Source organism: Streptomyces sp. NPDC007875 (assembly GCF_042868035.1).
Taxonomy (GTDB): Bacteria; Actinomycetota; Actinomycetes; order Streptomycetales; family Streptomycetaceae; genus Streptomyces; species Streptomyces antimycoticus.
On sequence record NZ_JBIADZ010000023.1, the window covers coordinates 94,564 to 113,284 of the forward strand.

Genomic DNA, 18,721 nt, shown 5'->3' on the forward strand with positions numbered 1-18,721 from the left:
GTCTGCCCCTCGCAGGGCGGCCGGGGTCGAGAGCTCCACCAAACTCCCCCGGGTTTCTCGACTGATCTGCGTGCACGTCGCAGCGCTGATGCGCTGTCTGTCCTGCAGGGCACGGCTTCGCTGTGTGGCCTGGAGGGCAGAGAGGGTACCGCGCCATGCCCCTGCCGCTCCGTTTGCGAGGAGTCACTTTGTCCACTCCGGCCTCTGAACCGACCGCCCGCTTCCGTAAATCCCGGACCCGAAGCCGGAACATCAACCCCAGCCCGCCGCTGCGGGTGTCCAATCTCAACCCCCACCAGTACGACTTACGGCCCGCCTGCGCCTCCCTGATCTGCCCCGAATGCAAGACGTCGGTGCCGATCACTGGCGTCCGGGCCAAGATCCAGAAACTGGTCCCGCACGACACCGGCACTGTCCATAAGGACGCGTCGATCCGCTGCAAGAACAGCAACCGCCGCGTCACCGTCGACGTCGCGTACGAGGTGTGGCAGCGGCTGCTGGAGCAAGGGGGCGTGGAGGCCGCTGGCTGTCACTCCGCGCGCCAGCACTACAAGCCGATCTTGGCCCCGGCCAAGCCCGTCACCAAGATCACCCCGGCCCCGGTGAACGCGCCCGACGCGCTCACCGCCTACCGCGAGCACTTGAAGAAGTGCCGGGCCAGCAGTGCGGCCGGCCGTTGCGGCGGCACGCACCGCTGCGCGGACGGCGCTCGGCTCGCCGCGCTGTACGAACAGCTGTGGCGCACCCAGTCGCACCGCGACCGCGAGCACACGAAAGAAGCCCGCGTGAACGCGCTGCTGACCCGCCATCGGGCGGCCAGGAGCAGGGCGGCCAACTCGGATGAGTGGGCGAAGCACCAGGAAGCCACGACCAACGCCAAGACGGTCACAGCCAAACGCAGCGGCACGCTGATCGAGGAAGCGAACAACACCTGCCGGACCCGCCTCGCCGACGCTGCCAGCGAGCGCGGACCACTGCTCCCTCTGAAGACGCTCCGCGTCGGCGTCTGACCAGCCCGACAACGAGCGACCACGGCCCCGGCCTTCCCGAGCGATCGGGACGGCCGGGGCCTCTCATTTCCCCAAGATGACGGCCCCGGGACTGCTCTCGGGCCGTTGTCGTTCACTCACATGGAGATCGACTATGACCGCGAGCGCACGCACCCGCCGCTACTCACAGCCCGAGCAGGAGTTCATCGACTGTCAGGACGCATTGCTGGGCTACATCACCAATCGCCTCCCGGTCACCGACTGGCACAAGGCCGAGGACCTCGCCCAGCAGACATGGACCCGCGCACTCTCCCAGCCCCGCCGCAGCCACGCCCTCGACACCGATGGTGTGCCCGGCTGGATCGCCTACCAGGCCCGCATCGTGCTGCGCCGCCACCTCTCGCCTGTGCCCGCCGGCGATGCCAACTGGTGGTACCTCACCCAGATCCTCGGTCACTCCTCTGAGTGGCCGGAGCACTGGCATTGCGTGCTCGTGGAGGAGGGCCAGGCCGCGCTGCTGCGCCTCGCGGCGCGGGAGATCGCTCCCACCCCGGCCGCTGTTTTCCGGCGCCCTGCCGCGCCGGTCGCGGCGGCCGCCTGAGTGCCCGTACCAGCGACCGCGGCCCTGGACATCCCCGCTCACGCGCCGGATGCCCAGCGGCCGCGGCTGCTCGTCCGGGCAGTCGGCCAAATCCCGGCCAAAACGATGAAGGCCCCGGGCTGCACCCCGGGGCCGATTCGGTCGAATTCATTGGGAGGAACACGACCTTGAACACCATCATGACACCTCCGCCGCCTCTTCGCGTACACGCGGGAATCAGTCACACGAGCGTGCCGGAGACGCCGAGTCGTGTCCGGCTGGTGCCGGGCTGGACCGTCGCGTGCTCGCCGATCGGCAAGCACGCGAGTGCTCGGGATCAGCGCTGCGGCTGCGGAAAGCCTGCGGATCAGTGCCGGTGCAAGGACCCGTATCCGGCGGGGCGGCTCTGTGTGGCTGTGCACACCGCGATGGCAGTCCCGCCGCTTTGCGCCCACGACGGCGACAGCGACACGGACATGGACGAGGCGCTGCGCCGGGTCCGGGCGGGAGGTGGCCGGTGAACACCGTCACCAACTTCGTCACCAGTCTCACCGATGAGGAGTGGGAGGAACTGAGGAAGAAGAACGCGGAGCAGAACAAGCGCTCGGAGAACAACCGGCGCTGAGATAGGCGGCTGCGGGCCCACGGAAGGTCACCCCGCGGGGCGAGATCACCGTGGGCCCGCCCGTTCCCCCGGCCGCATGACCTACTCGTGCGCCCAGGGGAGCCGGATCCGGCTCCACGACCGAAGCAGCGCCCAGGGCTTAGGCCCCCTGGGCGCTGCGCACAGGCACAACCAGTGAGAGGCAAACCTGTGAACCTCACCATCGCACGTCTGGCCATCCTCGCCCAGGACCACGACCGCGCCGATCGCCCCCAGGGCCAGCAGCAGGCGCCGCCCCCGCCGCCGAAGGAGCACCCGGAACTGCCCACCCGCCTGCCGGGAGCGTCGCTCTAATGTGCTGCGGCCAGTCGATGACCTACCGCAACGGCCGGTACGAATGCGACATCTGCTACGGCTGGAGCGATGTGGGTGTCACGTTCGTGATCCCGCCGACGGCCCACTGCCGACCGGCCGGTGCTGGACACCACACCGCGCTTCCGGACATCCCCTGAACACAACCGCGCTGCCCTCGCTCCTTCTCCGGGAGCGAGGGCAGCGCCTTACCTTCCCGTATCTCTCGTGACCATTTCCGACATAGCTCGGGCCACGCAGGCGGCTGCCGCACGCGTCATCGCCGCGCGAGGCGTGAAGAGTCCGGCCGCCCTCGCTCTGCTGCTGGCCGCCGCTGCGACGGCGGGCGCGGCACTGGACGCCGGCCATCCCGTGAACGACATCCACCTACCCCGAGAGGCTTCTCATGAGCGCACACAGCCCCACCACTGCGCCGATACCGCGTGATCCCCGTGCGCCGCTCCAGCGCGCCCAGGACCGGCTCGCGGCCGCCCACCATGAGCTGATCGAGACGGGCTTGTCCCGTAGCAGGCGACACGAAATCGCCGACCAGATGCACGAGTTGACCGCCGAGATCAGCAACTTGAGCAGCTGATCTCGGCCGCTGATGGGGCGCCGCCGCCGACGGCGCCCCATCAGCAGATCACCGCAGCCTGCGCTGCCCTGGCGGCCGCCTCTCCGGGCGGCCGCCAGGAGTGCGCAGGACGCACTGCCCCGCCCAGTGGGGCCCGTACAGCGGACTCCCACTCCTACACCTCTGGAGAGTTCATGGATGCCCTGATCACTCACCAGTTCTTCGGCCCTGACCAGGCGACCCGCTACCAGACCCCCGGTCTGAACGTGGACCAGGCGTACCGCTTGATCGGCGCGAACACGGTGGCGGGCTTCGAGCCGGTCGTGCACAACCGGACTGCGGCGGGCGACCAGTTGCGAACCCGGGACGGTCACCTCCTCACCATCGTGGCGCTCCACGGCACCGCGCTGATGAGCGCGATCTGGTTCGAGCAGTTCTGACGGCTGCCTCCTCCCCCGTCCCGGCCCGCGTGGCCGGTGCGGGGGGCCACTAGCTCTCTCCCGGCTGGTGGGTGCCGAGGCCGGCCAGACCACCCAGCCCACTGACCACAGGAAGGACCAATCTCGTGCGCAAGGTCACCATCACCCAGGCGGGTGCCGTCTTCGTCGCCGGCTGCGTTGCCGGTGACATCGGCTACCGCCTCTCCGGCCACCAGGTAGGAGCCGCCTACATCACGGCGATCGTCGTCGGCACCCTGTCCGTCGGCCTCGCGTTCGCCAGCCCGGCCGGCCGCACCATCACCTTCACCTGTCCGGTCAAGGGCTGCACCGTCAGCATCCGTGCCCGCGACACCAGCGCCGAGGAACTCGAACGCCTCCGCGTTCTCGCGACCGACCACAGCAAGCACGGTCGGGCCGCCTGATCCGGCCACTCTCCCCATTCCTCCCAGCGGCCTCCCCCGCCAACAGAACTCCTGGCCGAGCCGACAGACCCCGCCCAAGAACTCAAGGACAGGACGGACTACATGCTCAAGCGACTGCGCGACACGGTGAAGGACGCCATCGCCTCCGGAGACCAGGAGGCGCAGCAGTCCTTCACCTCCGGGATCGGCACCCTCAAAGCGATGACCCCGGAGGGACTGGAGATCCGAGGGACGGAGATCCAGGAGTACGGCAAGCAGGTCGTGGCCGTCGACGGCCACGGCGACCGAGTCCACCGCCTGGACCGTCGGCGCTGACCCGGCCTGTTTCGGAACCTTCACGGCCAGCCGCGCAGATCGCAGCCTGCTTTGCCTGTCGTCCCTGCCGGGTGTCGGCGGGGACGGCCGGGGGTGCAGGAACCTCACTTGGACGGCGCCCGGAGACGCGACTTCCGGACGCCACTGCCACAGACCACGAATCGAAAGGAATCACCTGTGACGCGCATGATGATTGCACGCGCCAACGTGAACCGGGCTCCGGAGCCCACGCGGGGCCCGCGGCCGGGCGGTAGTGACACCGAACCGCAGAACCTGCTCGTCAGCACCGGCGCAGCGCCGGCCACGGATCTGCATGCCGCCGTCGAGCAGATGCTGCAGGCCGTGCCTTGGCACCAGGAGCGGATCGAGCAGTTGCAGTACGTGGCTGCCGACTCGACGGCCTGGCTGTTGCAGCAGACCAGTGACCTGCTGCGGACCGGGGGCTGGGTCCGCGGCGCCTACGAGCGCGGTGGCGGGTACTGCCTGACCGGCGCCTTGGCCGAGGCCGCCAAGCGGCTCGGCGTGGCGTGGGAGGTCAAGCGGGCCGGTGAGCTGGCGCTGGAGCTCTCGCTGGCGCTGCGCACGCGGGGCATGGACGTCAACCTGATCCGCTACAACGACCACCTCGGTCGCCGGGTCGAGCAGGTCCAGGAACTGCTCGCCACTGCGACGCAGATCGCCTACCGCTACGGCCAGCCGGTAGTTGCAGCACCGAAGTCCACCCCGGCCTGAGCACTGACAGACCCACAGCTGTTCGGGTCCGACTGTCATCCCTCGTCGCCTGGCTGCGCCAGCACTGACCACCTGCCCCAAAGCAGACGGCCCTCCGAGCCCTCGGCAATTGAGCTGCCGAGGCCCCGGAGGGCCTGGTCACGAGCCTACCGACCGACGCCGACCCGCGGTGGCCTCTTGCACGAGGCGCCGAAACGTAAGAGAGGACACACCCCCGTGGCCAACACCACCACCCGGCGCAGGCGCAAACCTGCCCCGGCCGCGAAGCCCCGCGCCAACGGGCGCGCCAAGGCCCCGGCCCTGCCGGCCTCCATCCCTGCCCAGGCCGCCGTCCCCGAGGACACCGCCCCGCTGGTGCACCCGGAGGCCGACCCGCACCTGGCCGACGCCGCCGACCACGCTGCCGACCTCCGGGACCAGGCTGCCGACGACGCCGCCCGCATCCTCGCCGACGGCCAGGAGCGCGCCGCCGAACTACTGGACAGCGCGCGCACCGAGGCCGCCTCGATCACCGAGGCGGCCACGACCGAGCAGGCCCGCGTCCTCGCAGACGCCCAGGCCGACGCCGACCAGGTCCGCGCCGACGCCGCGAGCGCCGCGGCCACCGACGCGCAGCAGGTCCTCGCCGACGCCGAAGCGAAGGCGGAGCAGCTGCTCGCTGGCGCACGCCTCGAGGCCGACGCCGTCACGACGACGGCGACCGGCGAGGCCGACCAGGTCCTCACCGACGCCAAGGCGGCTGCCGAGCAGCTGCTCGGCGACGCATGCCGCCAGGCGGAAGAGGTCACTACCACGGCGGCCGCGCAGGCGGAGCAGGTGAAGACTGAGGCGGCGCAGGCCGCAGCGAAGGCCCTCGCCGACGCGGAGACCAAGCGCACCGAACTGCTGGCCGGCGCGGAGCGCACCGCGGCGGAGACCCGCACCCGCGCCACCACCGACGTCGAACAGTTCCTTCAGCGGGCGCGGAGCGAGGCCGACCGGCTGCGCGAGAGCGCGGACGCCCAGGCCGCGCAGGTGCGGACCGAAGCGGAGAAGGCGGCCGCCGAGCTGCGTGAGGACGCTACCCGCGAGCGGGAGGCGTCCCGCGCGGATGCGACTCGTACACGCGCGCTCGCCAAGGAGGACATCGGCCGGCTGCGGGCGACGGCGGCCGAGGACGCCGAGCGGCTGACCCGCACCGCCCGCGAGGAAGCTGACCGCATCCTGGCCGCGGCCCGCACCAAACGGGACGCGGAGCTCAAGGAAGCCGAACAGGCCCTGGCGCAGGCCCGGCTGCGGGAAGCGGACGCGGACGTCACGCTGAAGGCCGCCGACGACATGGTGGCCGAAGCCGCCGCCCGGATGAAGCGCGCCACCGACCGAACCGAGCGGGCACTGGAACGCAAGCGCCTCAAGATCCAGGCCAAAGGGGAGCGCAGGGACGCGAAGGAGGCCCGCAAGGCCAAGGCCCGTGAGCTGCGGGCCGCCTCCCGCGCCGGGAAGCCGGCCCTGACCGACCGCGTGAAGCAGTTCGTGAAAATCAACGCGGAACGCCTGATGGTGATCGGTCCGATCACCGCCCCGATGGCCGTCGCGTGGACGGGCCAAGCCGGGTTCGCCGAGGACATCCTCGGCTGGGTCGTCCCGTTCACGATCCTGTTCGCCGCCGCCTGGGAGCTGTCGACGGCGTTCGTGGGCTGGATGTACCACCAGGCCCGCCAGAGCGGCGACGCCGGAACCCTCTACCGGGTCTCCACCTGGATCTTCGCCCTCGGGGCGGCGGTCATGAACTTCTGGCACGCCTCCGGGCAGCCGGTGGCCGGCAGCCGGGTCTGGGACGCGAAGGAGGAGATCTGGACGGAGCAGATCACCTACTGGCACTTCACCCCGAAGGCGGTGGCGTTCGCCGCCATGAGCATCGTGGGCATGGTGCTGTGGGAGCTGTACGCCTCACTGATCCACCGCCGCAAGCTCCGTGAGGACGGCAAGGTCGCCAAGGCGCGGCCCTCCATCGGGGCGGTCCGCTGGCTCCGCTACCCGGTCCACAGCTTCACCGCCTGGTCCCTCGCGATCACCGACTCGCGCCTGACCACGCTGGACCGGGCCTGGACCGCAGCCGGTGCACAGCTCGCGGACCGCAAGGCGGTCCGGACCGGCCTGGCCCTGCACCGGGTCGTCGTCCCCCGGATCGGGGCCGACGATCACGGACCGGCCGCCATCCCCACCGTCCTCACCCTGACCCGCACGGACCGGAACGGACCGCTGGAAAGCCCCGCTCCGGTCCGCCCGGTCCAGCACGGCGGGTACGCGGTCCGGTCCGGTCCGGCCGACCGGAAGGCGGTCCATAGCCCGGTCCGGACCACAGGAGCCACGGACCGGACCGGCGGACCGGCGCTCGCCCTGGAGGCCGGTCCGGCCGGACCGCAGAGCGCTGACCTGCCGACCGGCCCCGGTCCGGACCGTGGACCTCGGACCGTGCCCGCCACCCAGAGTGCGGCGGGCACGCGCGGGGTGACGGTCCGGACCACCGACGCCGCTCCTGGACCGCAGGAGGCGGACCGCACCGGACCGGCCGACCAGGAGGCGTCGAACAGCGCGAGCGGTCCGGACCGGAACGAGGAAGGCGGTCCGGACCGCACGGTCATCACGCTCACGGACCTGGAGCGGACCGCGCTGGACCGGCTCCGGACCGCGAACGAGCCGCTGAACCGGACCAACATCGCCAAGGCGGTCCGGGCCGAGGGCGGCTCCATCGCCACGGACCGCGCCGGACAGATCGCCGTCGCCCTCAAGCAGCACACGGTCCGCTGACCGGACCGCCCGCACGACACCCTGCCGCTCATAGTCGCCACCGGACCGCGCTCGCCCACCGAGCACGGTCCGGTGACGGCCACGGCCGGCAGGCCAGTTCAACCGCACCCGCACCCCCGAGCGGGTACGGCGGGCCAGTCCCGCACGAGCACCACCAGCCCCCACGTACGCAGATCCGACCCGCGGAGGACCCCCGTGAGCACCGAAGACAAGCCCTTCTTCGACGACCCGAACGCGGCGCTGCGCGAGGTCGCGCAGAACCCCGCCGCCTACGCGCACTACCTCGCGGACTTCCACCGGGTCGTGCTGGACATACAGGCCAAGCTGGAGATCCTCCAGCGCGAGACCCGCGTGCACTGCCGCGGGACCCGCGTGGAGGGCGACAAGATGGGCCAGGCTTTCCTGCGCAGTTTCCCGGTGGAAAAGTCCCTGAACGACCTCCTCAAGAACCTCAAGAACGTCACCTCGGGACTGGAAAAGAGCGCCCATAAGCGCCACGCCCACGACGAAAAGGTGAAGGAGGTCAAGAAGCAGCGAAAGGAAAAGGCGCAGCTCAAGGAGCGGAAGAACAACCCGCCGCTCCAGGCCGCCCCGGAAACCCCAGGACAGCCGGGTGCGCAGAGCCCGAATATGGGCTATGGTGGCCCCACGTCGATTTACAACCTGGACCGCAGGGAGTCGGCGTGAGCGCAGGTCGCCCGCTCACGAAAGCAGAGCGGAAGGCGTTCAACCGTGCGAAACACGAGCAGAAAATCAAGCAAGAGCTGATCGCTCAGCACGGTAACGAACTCGGCCAATTCTACTACTGGCTTCGCGTCACGAATATGCGGGGCACGCAGACTTATCGCGAGGGAAACCCGGACTTCGTCCGTGAGGTCGCGCTCGCCCTGCACAACGTCTACAGCCGCTACTTCGGCTAGCTCCATGGGTCCCGCACGAAGGGCCGCTCCCGATCCCCGGGGGCGGCCCTTCGGCGATCCCAACGCGTGCCGCGCGTGACGCGTGTCGCGCGTGGCGCGCACGCGTGTACGCGAGGCCGGTGCCGACTGTCAAGCCCAGGAGGAGGGAGTCGCGTGTCCGACGACACCGACAGCAATGTGGTCCACCTCCCCACTCGGGGCAGCGATTCCGGCGACATGCCGGACGCTCCCGACGGCGGGGATCTCTTCTATTCCGAACCGCCTGACGGCGGTGCCGGTGGCGCTGTCCCTCCGGAATCCACGGCAGAGACGACAACGGAACTCCCGTCTGTTCGCGGGCCGATTTCACCGGAAACCGCTTTGCGGGAATCGGGAATGCCTAGTGCTCCGGATTCCGACGACTCCGACGACGAAGAATATGAGGAAGGCGAATACGCCCAGCCTCGTTCTCTGGCCGATCGGCTCGGTGACTGGCTGGAATACCGGCTGGAAGTGGCGCGGGACCGGCACGCCGGAGAAGCGTCCTTCCGTGAGGCTGAAATAGCGCGCAAGACTGCGCTTTTGGAAGCCCGCACCGCTCAGGAAACCGCGATGATGGAGCAGAACGGCAAGCTCCACGCCGCGATGATGAAAGCGAAGGCCGACAAGGCGGCAGCACGAGGCAAGGCCGACGCCGACCGCTCGCGGTCCTCCAGCTCCGGCATGGGCGCCGACAAGGGCCGCTCGAAGGCCAGCGGCGGGGGCGGCGGCAGCTCCGGCGGTGGCCGGGGCTCGGGAACAAACGGGTCGGGTGGAGGGGCCGGGCGCGGCTCCGGGGGAGGCAACTCCCCCAAGGGGGCCGGGAAGGGCTCTGATCGCTCCGCTGGCGGCCGTGGGGGCGGCTCGAAGGGCAATGAGTCGTCCGGCGGTTCCAAAGGCCGCCAGAACGGCTCTGGCGGCTCCGGGGCAGGTAAGTCCGGTACCGGCAAGGGAAGTTCGGGCGGCTCCGGCAAGAGCGGCTCGGGTGGTTCGAAGGGCGACGGCGGCAAAGCGCAGAACTCGTCGGCCTCCAGTCCGGCGTCCGAACGGGCCCGCGGCCGTCAGGAGCGCGCCGCCGCCCGCCAGGCGGCACGCCAGCAGCGGCGCAGCACCAACCAGGCCGCCAACCTCGCCGACCGCAGCAAGGACCGGGACCAGGACCGTGCCAACCGGCAGGCGCAGCGAGAGGAACGCCGCGCGGCGAAGGCCGCGAGGAAGGCGAAGCGGGAGGCCGCCAAGGCCGCCGACGGCCGCACCACCCTGGGCGCGGCCGTGGCGGAGGAAGCGCAGCGCCGCTGGGACAAGCGCCGCGCAGATGCCGAGTCCAAGGACGCGAAAGATGCCGAGTCCAAGGACGCGAAAGACGAGCGCGCCGCCGAACGGAAGGCGAAACGGAAGGCCAAACGGGAAGCCGCTGCGGCCGCAGCGGAGGGCCGCACCGCCTTCGTCGACGCGCTGGTGGACGAAGCACGGCGGCGCTGGGAGGAACGCCGCGCGCAGGCCGAGAAGGACCGCGAAGAGAAAGAGTGCGCGAAGAAGGAGGAGGGCCCGAAGGACACCGACGGGACGAAGGACGCTTCCGGCGCCGACCGCTCCGAGGACGGGCCGGGCAAGGACAAGGACAAGCCGGATGAGGATCCCGAGGAGCCGTCCGAGGAGGAGCGCGACGACGACGAAGCCATGTGGGAGCGCATCAGAGAGCAAGTCAAGGCGCGGATGCGGTCGTTCTTCAACCGCCGGTCCCGGGATGCCTGGGGGCACTGGCGCAGGGCGAAGCCGAAGGATGAGCCAGATCCCCCGGACGGGCCGGCCCGTCCGGAAGACGCCGGCTTCAAGGTCTACAGCCCCGGCCGGTACAAGCCCGGCGACCCACTGGATGGCATGGAGATCGCGCCGGGGCCCAAAGGCCTGCCGCCCGCCCCGGAGCCCCACACCGAGCGGCCTGGCACTACCCGACCCACTGCACAGGAGGACCCCGTGACCTCAGAGGTCAACAAGCCCGCGTCGGGCCAGGCCGGCATGGCGGCCAAGCATCGGACCGACATCACTTTCGGTGAGTACCTGGTGCAGGTCGTGAATATCGCGGTCGCCGCCGGGCTCGACAAGGACCGTGCCCAGGAGCTGGCCGTCGCGCTCGGGAAGGTCGCCGACGCGCTGCGGGACATGGCGGCTGACCTGGTCGGTGACCACAACATTGCCACCGAGGTCGTCGACCGGGTCACGGACCTGGCCGACGCCGCGATGCGGATGAAGCAGCTGGCCGAACGGTGTGCCACCGAGTGCGAGATCGCCTCGGAGGCCGCCCGGCTCGCCGCCGTCGCGGTCGGCCGGACCTACGGCGAGGACATCCAGGCCATGGATGACGCGGGCCTGGCCCACGCCTCCGCCGCTGTTCACCACGACTAGGAAAAGGGGGGTTCGCTGATGAGCGACCTCGAGCCCTACACCGGCGGCGGCGCTGCCGTCTCCACGGAGGGCGACAACCGCTACAAGGCCGTCCAGGCCAATCTCAGGAGGCTGGGCCAGGCCATGGACATGGCCAGCGTCGAACTCGAGGCGCTGCTGCGCGGCATGCGGGTGAACGCTCAGCGCGCTGAGGGTCTGGCGGTGAACATCGCCAACGCGGAACTGGACCGCAAGTTCGTGGAGATGACGAACCAGGTGTCCGTCGCCCTGGGCGGCGCCGCCGTGGCGGTTCGCAAGCTCCACGAGACGGCCCAGGAGGTGTCCGGCCTCGCTCACGACACGCGGCGCACGCACGCGCGGCTGTACGAGGGCCTGGACGACATCCGTTCCAGCCGCAAGGAGCGCACCCCCAAGCCGGGCTTCTTCGCCCACTGACCCGCCCCACCCAACATCCAACCTCCGGATGGGCGGCCCGCCACCGACGGCGGGCCGCCCATTGCCATCTGCGAAGGAGAGCTTTCCGTGTCCGTGCCGCGCAGCGTCGCCCTGGAGCGCACCCTCTACACCCTGGCCGCCCCGGTCCTCGCCGCGGCCCCGAACCTCTACCCCGACAGCCCCGTCAACACGGTCGTGCAGCTGGCGGGCGCCGCCGGCGTCGGCGGCTGGGTCCTGGCGTACAAGAGCGACAAGCCCGGCGCGGGACGCAAGATCCTGCGCTGGTCCCCGCTCGTGACCGCCGCCGCCATCGACGTCGCCGCCCGGCACACGATCGGCTGGGGACCGTGGTGCGTGGACGCCCTGCTCGCCGCAGGATGGGCGGCGGCCGGCCTGCTGGTGATGCCGTTCTCCAAGCACAGCCGCCGTAACCACCGGCCCGCCCTCGCCGCCCCCGCCCCCGCCCCGGCGCCGCAACTGCAGCCCGCCGCCTCCGAGCCGTCCCCGGCGCAGCCGGACGACGACGCGGACCCCTTCACCCGGCAGGTCCGCTGGCTGTGGCAGAACCGCGGCCTGCCCGGCCGCACGATCGTCGTCAAAGCCACCCCGCACGAGGGCATGCCGAACGACCTGTCGCTGCTGCTGCGGGCCTCCGAGGCCGGACGGCCGATCTCCGGACTCACCGACGCAGATGTCGCCGCCGCGTTCAGCGTCGACGTGACGGACGTGCACATCGAGGAGGTGGTCCGGCAGTACGGACGCGAGGGCGGCCCCGCCTGGAAGCACGTCCACGTCACCCCCGACGCGAACGAGCGTCGCCGCAGGGCCCCCACCGCCCGCGAGTGGTGGGCCGACCGCATCGGAGCCGCCGGCGGCCCCGTGCCCGGCTCGGAGTTCGTCAAGGAGGTCCGCGACAAGCAGCGCAAGGTCACCCACTACATCGCCCAGGTCCCCGACGAGATGGGCGAGCCGCGCGTCAACCTGCACGCCCTGGCGGCCACGCTGAAGACCAAGTACGACGAGGGCCGGCTGTTCGTCACCGTCGACGGCAGCCAGGTCCTGGTCTCCCTGTGGGACAGCTCGCCGCTCGCGCAGGTCTTCCCCGCAACGAGGGAGCTGCTGACCCCGGACAAGAACGGCCGCTGGGTGACCGGCTACCTCGGCAACGGCCAGCCCGCCCGCAACCGTGTCTACACCGACCGTGGCGCCGCGCACGGGCTGTTCGTCGCCCCGTCCGGCGGCGGCAAGACGCAGCTGATGGGTCTGCACGTCGCGGCCGACGCCCTGTTCGGGGCGGTGGTCTGGCTGGCGGCGGAAGCACCGGACGAGAAGGCGGCCACGCTGGGCGGGTACACCGACCGCTACGGCGTCGGGTCCCTCTACATGATCCGGCTGCTGCGGGCGCTGGACGCGCTGATGGAGATCCGCGGCGAGATGCCGTGGGAGGACGGAAAGGTCTACGACTGGGACCCCGGCCTGCCGGGCTGCCCCTACCGGATGCTGTCCGCCTACCTGGATGAGTTCCTCTCCGCCGCCCGCAACGGCGACTACGGCGCGGAGATCATGGACCTGGCCGAACGCGTGTCGGTCAAGGGCCGCAAGTACGGCATCGGCATCAAGGTGGCCGGCCAGTCCATCTACGTCCAAGACGGCTTCACGCAGCTGCTGTGCGAGAACCTGCGCGAGAACTGCATCCCGGTCGTGCTGAAGGTCGCCCCCAAGAAGGTGACCAACATGTTCACGGCCCTCGGGATCTCCTCCGAGAACATCCCCGACCCCCTCCCCCGCTCCTTCTCCCCTGCCGAGGCAGGCCGGATCGAGCGAGTGATGCGCGGCCAGCCCGAGCCGCCCGCCAACTCCAACACCGGCGGCGCCGGATGGATCGTCGAAGCCAAGCAGCCCGAGGTCCTGCGCACGCTGTTCATGGACTTCAAGGCCGGCCTCGACGACTACTTCCCCGACACCATCGCCACCCTGACCGACCACGAGATCCGCGAACTCCAAGCGCGGGACCTGTGGTTCGACTGGACCGAGCCGCCCCGGCCCGGCGAGTTCGGCCCCGAGCCCGGCGACGACGAGGACGGCGACGACGACGCGCCCAAGAAGGGCGGCGGCAAGCGCCGCGGCGGCGGGAATTCCGCCACGCGCCGCGACGCGGTCACCTCGCCCCGCCAGGCCCTGGAAGCCATCAAAAACCTCACGAACGCATAACCGGCCGGGTCCGGCTCCTCGCCAGCCCTGACCACCACCCGCCAAAGGGGCGGCCCACCCGGGCCGCCCCTTCCGCGTTGCCGAGGAGCCCCGCCCATGCTCACCACACCCACCCCCAACAGGACACACCAGCCCCACACCACGTCCACCGAGCCCGACCTGGAGACACGGATGGCGCTCACCGAAGCGGCCATGACGGTGCGCCTGGAGACCGCCGCCCTCGCAGTCGACGTGTCCACCGCCCACATCCTCACCACCCCCATCGACCTCGAGGACATCGTCCGGGTCCCCGACGCCATCCCCGAGGCGCCGGTCGATCTGTATCCCACCCCGGTCGCCGCACTGCTACAGCGCGCACACCAACGGCTGCTCACCGGCGGCTGGTGCAAGGACACCCTGGTCGACGAGGACGGCGCCCGCTGCATGCTCGGATCCATCCGAGCCGAGGCCCGCGGAGACAGCGGCCTGGAAAGCAGCGCCGTCGCCGTGCTGCTGGACGCGATCCGCCGCACGTTCGGCGACGACGTCGACTCCGTGCCGAGCTTCAACGACGCCTTCGCACGCGGCCGCGTCCCGATCCGCATGGTCGACCAGGCCGCCCACCTCGCCGACACCCGCGGCCTGTAACCCCGTCCGGGCCTCCTGCCTCGCACCCGAACCCCCCGCGGTCGGGTGCGGGCCAGGCCGTCCGGCCTGCGCACCACCGCCCATCACACCAACCCGAGCGAGGGAGTCGCCCCGCCATGCAGTCCGACGACAAGCCCATCAATGGCCAGCACGACCCGAACTTCCTCGACCTGCTCAACCAGACGCCCCCGCCGCCCGACGCGAAGGACTGGCCCCGCCCGAAGCGCTTCGCCGGGCTGCGCGAGGCATGGGACGCGTCCTGGAAGCAGGGCGGCTTCCTGTACGAGCGGTGGGAGGAACTGTTCCAGGCCCGGCGCCTCGGCTGGCACGAGATGGCCAACTGGATCAAGGCCGTGCTCAGCCTCGCCGGGATCTGCGCGGTCGTCGTCCTGCTGGACGCCGCCGGGGACATCGTCAGCGCCGTGCTGCACCGCCTGTCCGCCCCCCGCACCGTGATCGAGCCGCCCGGAGTCGACACCACCAGCGGCCTGTGGGGCGTGATCGACAACCCGATCCGTTCCTACATCGGGCAGCACAGCGTCGGCCTCCCCGTCCCCGGCTCCGCCGTCTACGCCTTCTGGCAGTTCACCGGGCTGATCGGCCTCATCGGCGGATTCGCCGGCAGCACCGGCGCGCGCATCCTCTGGACCGGGTGGGGCCTCTCCGGCGTCGCCATGGTGTGGTCCGCCACGCCCGACGGCAGCCGCACCGTCGCCGCCGGCATCGCCGCTCTCATGTGGGCCCTCGCCAGCATCTTCGCCCTGCGCGGCCTGAGCCTGCGCCCGGTCATCAACAACCTGGCCCCCGCTGCGCCGCAGGTCAACGTCTACCCCGCGTTCCACTTCCCGCCGCAGCCCACGCCCGAGCACGACGACCTGGACGACGAACCCGACAACGTTCATCCGCTCCAGCGCTGACCCGTCTTCCGCCCCGTCCAGTCCACCACCGAGCACCGAAGGGAACCTGATGAAGCCGCAGCAGGAGACCGAGTTCTGGGTCGGCACCTTCCACGGGAGCCACGACGGCATCCCCGCCAAGGTCACCGCGACCCGCGACGACACCCGCCCCGAGCCGTACGTATGGACGTGCACGTGCGGCGCGTCCCGCTCCTTCCCGACCGAACACGGCGTGTGGCCCACCGCCTGGCGGCACACCCACCCCACGCGCTTCGACCGGCTGCACTCGTGGGCGGGCCGCCTCTTCCGTTGACCTGACGCTCTGCCTGGTCCTCGCCCCGCCCCGTACCCGGGGCCGGGCGAGGACCGGACAGGCCGCCTGGCCGAACGCACCATCCGCTGCGCCCCGCCGACACCAGCACGACGTCGTCGGGGCGCAGCGCTGCCCACCGACGAGTGAGGACATCACTCGTGCTTCATCCTCCGACCGCGCCGCCGGATCGGCCGCCCTCGCCCGCGGCGTCCGGCCCCCGCTACCTGCAGCGCCTGCCGAGGCTGCCCGGTCCCGTCACTACCTCCGCACCGCCTGCCTGACCAACCTCCCTGGAGCCCGCTGTGAAGAAGACTCCCGCCAAGAAGCCCGCCGCGAAAAGGCCCCCTGCGAAAAGGTCACCGGCCAAGACGGCTGCCGCGAAAAGGGCCCCTGTGAAGAGGGCCACGGCGAAAAGGGCACCGGCCAAGAAGCCCGCCGCGAAGAGGACCCCCGCCAAGAGGGCCGCGGCGAAGCCGGCGCCCAGCACCAGGATTGTGTACTGGTTCTTCCGCCGTATGGGGCGGGGCGCCAGGAACCTCGATCCGGCGCACCGCAAGGACGGCGTCGCGCTGCTGCTGCTCGGTAGCGCGTTGATTGTCGCTGCGGGCACCTGGGCCGACCTGCGGGGTCCGGTCGGCGATCTCGTTGAGATCCTGGTGACCGGCTCCTTCGGCCGCCTCGACCTGCTGGTGCCGGTGCTGCTCGGCGTCATCGCCGTGCGCTTCATCCGGCACACGGAGAAGTCCGAGGGCTACGGCCATGTCGTCATCGGGCTGTCCGCCCTGGTCATCGGCGTGCTCGGGCTTGTCCACATCGCCTGCGGCTCGCCAGCCCGCAGCGACAGCATGCAGGCCATACGGGACGCCGGCGGCCTGACCGGCTGGGGCATCGCGACCCCGCTGACGTATACCATGGGCGACGTGCTGGCCGTACCGCTGCTGGTGTTGCTCATCGTCTTCGGGCTGCTGGTCGTCACGGCCACCCCGGTCAACGCCATCCCGCAGCGGCTGCGGGCGCTCGGGGCGCACCTCGGCGTCGTTCAGGAGCAAGCGGCCGACGTGCCCGGCGAGGACGAGCGACACGCGGAGCAGAGGCGCGAGGCGCTGCCCGCGCGCTCCAGCCGTGGCGGGTCCGCCGGGGAGGCTTACCGTCCCGACGGCATCGAGCAGGAGGTCCTCCCACGGCGCGGGAAACTCAAGGCCGCGGCAACGCCGGCGCCCGCCGCCCGGCCGCACGGGATGATGCCGTCCCCCCGGGCCGTCCCCGACCTCACCACGGCGCTGCCTGCTGGCGAGGAGCGCGATCTTCCCGCGTGCGCGGAGCAGCTCCAGATGTCCAATGACACCGCCTACTCCCTGTCGGCGCTTGACCTCCTCACGCGCGGGGGCCCCGGTAAGGCGCGCAGCGCCGCCAACGACGCGGTCGTTGCCTCGCTCTCGACCCTCTTCGCCGAGTTCAAGGTCGACGTCGCCGTCACGGGCTTCACGCGCGGGCCGACGGTCACGCGCTACGAGGTCGAGCTCGGCCCCGCTGTGAAGGTCGAGCGGATCACCGCGCTGACGAAGAACATCGCGTACGCCGTCGCCAGCCCGGACGTACGGATCATCAGCCCGATCCCCGGCAAGTCCGCGGTCGGCATCGAGATCCCCAACACCGACCGTGAGATGGTCAACCTCGGCGACGTGCTGCGGCTGGCCCCGGCCGCCGAGGACGACCACCCGCTGCTGGTGGCACTCGGCAAGGACGTCGAGGGCGGCTACGTCATGGCCAACCTCGCGACGATGCCGCACATCCTGGTCGCCGGAGCCACCGGGTCCGGTAAGTCGTCGTGCATCAACTCCTTGATCACTTCCATCATGGTGCGCGCGACCCCCGAAGAGGTGCGCATGGTCCTCGTCGACCCCAAGCGGGTCGAGCTGACCGCCTACGAGGGCATCCCGCACCTGATCACGCCGATCATCACCAACCCGAAGCGGGCCGCCGAGGCGCTCCAGTGGGTCGTACGCGAGATGGACCTGCGCTACGACGACCTCGCGGCGTACGGCTTCCGGCACATCGACGACTTCAACGCAGCCGTAAGAAGCGGCAAAGTGAAGGCGCCGACGGGCAGCGAGCGGGATCTCAAGCCGTACCCGTACCTGCTGGTGATCGTCGACGAGCTCGCCGACCTGATGATGGTCGCCCCGCGGGATGTCGAGGACGCGATCGTGCGCATCACGCAGCTCGCGCGCGCGGCCGGCATCCACCTGGTGCTCGCCACCCAGCGGCCGTCGGTAGACGTCGTCACCGGTCTGATCAAGGCGAACGTCCCCTCACGGCTCGCCTTCGCCACCTCCTCGCTCACCGACTCGCGCGTCATCCTCGACCAGCCCGGGGCGGAGAAGCTGATCGGTCAGGGCGACGGGCTGTTCCTGCCGATGGGGGCGAACACGCCTGCCCGTATGCAGGGCGCGTTCGTCACCGAGGACGAGATCGCGGCCATCGTCCAGCACTGCAAGGACAAGATGGCGTCCGACTTCCGGGACGACGTCGTCGTGGGCACCAAGCAGAAGGAGGAGATCGACGAGGACATCGGCGACGACCTGGACCTGCTGTGCGAGGCGGCGGAGCTGGTCGTATCCACCCAGTTCGGTTCGACATCCATGCTTCAGCGCAAGCTGCGTGTCGGCTTCGCCAAAGCCGGACGGCTGATGGACCTCATGGAGTCCCGCAACATCGTCGGGCCCAGCCAGGGTTCCAAGGCGCGCGACGTCCTCGTGAAGCGGGACGAGCTGGACGGGGTGTTGGCATCGCTCCGTCCCGAACCCGGCAGTGCGCAAGGAGAAGGCGCGGACACCGACAGCCTCCAAGAGCGGGTCCAAACCGCAACTGGCGGAGAGCGGCTGCGATGAGCCCCTCCCGCTGCTGCGCGTACGCCGCGAGCCGGGCACCAGCGGACTGACCCGTCGACCTGTCTGGGACCCGGTCGCCAGCCGGTCCGAGGCCACACCGTCATGGAGTCCGCGGGCAGCAAGCTGACCGCAGTGATCACGACGCCTTCTCCGCGGCGGTACAGGTTGCGACCACGGCAAGGGACCGAGCACTCCAGCGCCCAGGTC

The 18,721-nt window shown here is 70.7% G+C and carries 19 protein-coding genes; all 19 read left to right on the forward strand.

Annotated features, from left to right (window positions below; translation table 11 throughout):
* Positions 1–188 precede the first annotated feature (188 nt).
* The 19 genes from ACFYOY_RS35895 to ACFYOY_RS35985 all read left to right on the forward strand — a co-directional run bounded on the left by ACFYOY_RS35895 (position 189) and on the right by ACFYOY_RS35985 (position 18,514).
* Positions 189–1,010, forward strand: a complete 822-nt coding sequence (locus ACFYOY_RS35895; RefSeq protein WP_388591713.1) for a hypothetical protein — start codon at positions 189–191, stop codon at positions 1,008–1,010.
* A gap of 133 nt (positions 1,011–1,143) precedes the next feature.
* Positions 1,144–1,590, forward strand: coding sequence for a hypothetical protein (locus tag ACFYOY_RS35900; RefSeq protein ID WP_388591715.1), 447 nt, complete (start codon positions 1,144–1,146; stop codon positions 1,588–1,590).
* A 793-nt stretch (positions 1,591–2,383) separates the two neighbouring features.
* Entirely contained in the window at positions 2,384–2,527 is a 144-nt protein-coding gene (locus tag ACFYOY_RS35905) for a hypothetical protein (protein ID WP_388591716.1), read from the forward strand.
* A gap of 17 nt (positions 2,528–2,544) precedes the next feature.
* Positions 2,545–2,685, forward strand: coding sequence for a hypothetical protein (locus tag ACFYOY_RS35910; RefSeq protein ID WP_388591718.1), 141 nt, complete (start codon positions 2,545–2,547; stop codon positions 2,683–2,685).
* A gap of 245 nt (positions 2,686–2,930) precedes the next feature.
* A complete protein-coding gene (locus tag ACFYOY_RS35915) occupies positions 2,931–3,119 on the forward strand; it encodes a hypothetical protein (protein ID WP_388591720.1) in 189 nt (62 codons plus the stop codon).
* A gap of 173 nt (positions 3,120–3,292) precedes the next feature.
* Positions 3,293–3,538: a hypothetical protein gene (locus ACFYOY_RS35920; RefSeq protein WP_388591722.1), complete on the forward strand. Its 246-nt coding sequence runs from the start codon at positions 3,293–3,295 to the stop codon at positions 3,536–3,538.
* Positions 3,539–3,663: 125 nt separating this feature from the next.
* The gene (locus tag ACFYOY_RS35925; RefSeq protein ID WP_388591724.1) at positions 3,664–3,960 is read left to right on the forward strand and encodes a hypothetical protein; all 297 of its coding nucleotides are present in this window, start codon (positions 3,664–3,666) and stop codon (positions 3,958–3,960) included.
* Positions 3,961–4,062: 102 nt separating this feature from the next.
* Positions 4,063–4,275, forward strand: a complete 213-nt coding sequence (locus ACFYOY_RS35930) for a hypothetical protein (RefSeq protein WP_388591726.1) — start codon at positions 4,063–4,065, stop codon at positions 4,273–4,275.
* 177 nt (positions 4,276–4,452) lie between these two features.
* A complete protein-coding gene (locus ACFYOY_RS35935; RefSeq protein ID WP_388591728.1) occupies positions 4,453–5,007 on the forward strand; it encodes a hypothetical protein in 555 nt (184 codons plus the stop codon).
* Positions 5,008–5,223: 216 nt separating this feature from the next.
* Entirely contained in the window at positions 5,224–7,797 is a 2,574-nt protein-coding gene (locus ACFYOY_RS35940) for a hypothetical protein (RefSeq protein ID WP_388591730.1), read from the forward strand.
* Between the two features lie 195 nt (positions 7,798–7,992).
* Entirely contained in the window at positions 7,993–8,484 is a 492-nt protein-coding gene (locus tag ACFYOY_RS35945; protein WP_388591732.1) for a hypothetical protein, read from the forward strand.
* Positions 8,481–8,717, forward strand: a complete 237-nt coding sequence (locus tag ACFYOY_RS35950) for a hypothetical protein (RefSeq protein ID WP_364010953.1) — start codon at positions 8,481–8,483, stop codon at positions 8,715–8,717. Before ACFYOY_RS35945 ends, ACFYOY_RS35950 begins: the two co-directional genes overlap by 4 nt.
* A gap of 153 nt (positions 8,718–8,870) precedes the next feature.
* Entirely contained in the window at positions 8,871–11,141 is a 2,271-nt protein-coding gene (locus tag ACFYOY_RS35955) for an ATP/GTP-binding protein (protein ID WP_388591734.1), read from the forward strand.
* Positions 11,142–11,159: 18 nt separating this feature from the next.
* The gene (locus ACFYOY_RS35960; protein ID WP_388591736.1) at positions 11,160–11,576 is read left to right on the forward strand and encodes a conjugal transfer protein TraB; all 417 of its coding nucleotides are present in this window, start codon (positions 11,160–11,162) and stop codon (positions 11,574–11,576) included.
* A gap of 87 nt (positions 11,577–11,663) precedes the next feature.
* Positions 11,664–13,787 carry a chromosome segregation protein ParM gene (locus ACFYOY_RS35965; RefSeq protein ID WP_388591738.1) on the forward strand — a complete coding sequence of 708 codons (2,124 nt, stop codon included), beginning with the start codon at positions 11,664–11,666 and terminating at the stop codon, positions 13,785–13,787.
* Between the two features lie 96 nt (positions 13,788–13,883).
* Positions 13,884–14,414: a hypothetical protein gene (locus ACFYOY_RS35970; protein WP_388591740.1), complete on the forward strand. Its 531-nt coding sequence runs from the start codon at positions 13,884–13,886 to the stop codon at positions 14,412–14,414.
* Between the two features lie 116 nt (positions 14,415–14,530).
* Positions 14,531–15,331, forward strand: a complete 801-nt coding sequence (locus tag ACFYOY_RS35975) for a hypothetical protein (protein ID WP_388591742.1) — start codon at positions 14,531–14,533, stop codon at positions 15,329–15,331.
* A 49-nt stretch (positions 15,332–15,380) separates the two neighbouring features.
* The gene (locus ACFYOY_RS35980; protein WP_388591744.1) at positions 15,381–15,623 is read left to right on the forward strand and encodes a hypothetical protein; all 243 of its coding nucleotides are present in this window, start codon (positions 15,381–15,383) and stop codon (positions 15,621–15,623) included.
* 290 nt (positions 15,624–15,913) lie between these two features.
* On the forward strand, positions 15,914–18,514 hold the full coding sequence (locus ACFYOY_RS35985) for a DNA translocase FtsK (RefSeq protein ID WP_388591869.1): 2,601 nt from the start codon (positions 15,914–15,916) through the stop codon (positions 18,512–18,514).
* Positions 18,515–18,721: the final 207 nt, after the last annotated feature.

Coding starts and splice junctions, on each gene's coding strand:
- ACFYOY_RS35900 (WP_388591715.1), top strand. CDS start 1,144: ATGACCGCGAGCGCACGCACCCGCCGCTACTCACAGCCCGAGCAGGAG.
- ACFYOY_RS35910 (WP_388591718.1), top strand. CDS start 2,545: ATGACCTACCGCAACGGCCGGTACGAATGCGACATCTGCTACGGCTGG.
- ACFYOY_RS35915 (WP_388591720.1), top strand. CDS start 2,931: ATGAGCGCACACAGCCCCACCACTGCGCCGATACCGCGTGATCCCCGT.
- ACFYOY_RS35920 (WP_388591722.1), top strand. CDS start 3,293: ATGGATGCCCTGATCACTCACCAGTTCTTCGGCCCTGACCAGGCGACC.
- ACFYOY_RS35930 (WP_388591726.1), top strand. CDS start 4,063: ATGCTCAAGCGACTGCGCGACACGGTGAAGGACGCCATCGCCTCCGGA.
- ACFYOY_RS35960 (WP_388591736.1), top strand. CDS start 11,160: ATGAGCGACCTCGAGCCCTACACCGGCGGCGGCGCTGCCGTCTCCACG.
- ACFYOY_RS35970 (WP_388591740.1), top strand. CDS start 13,884: ATGCTCACCACACCCACCCCCAACAGGACACACCAGCCCCACACCACG.
- ACFYOY_RS35975 (WP_388591742.1), top strand. CDS start 14,531: ATGCAGTCCGACGACAAGCCCATCAATGGCCAGCACGACCCGAACTTC.
- ACFYOY_RS35980 (WP_388591744.1), top strand. CDS start 15,381: ATGAAGCCGCAGCAGGAGACCGAGTTCTGGGTCGGCACCTTCCACGGG.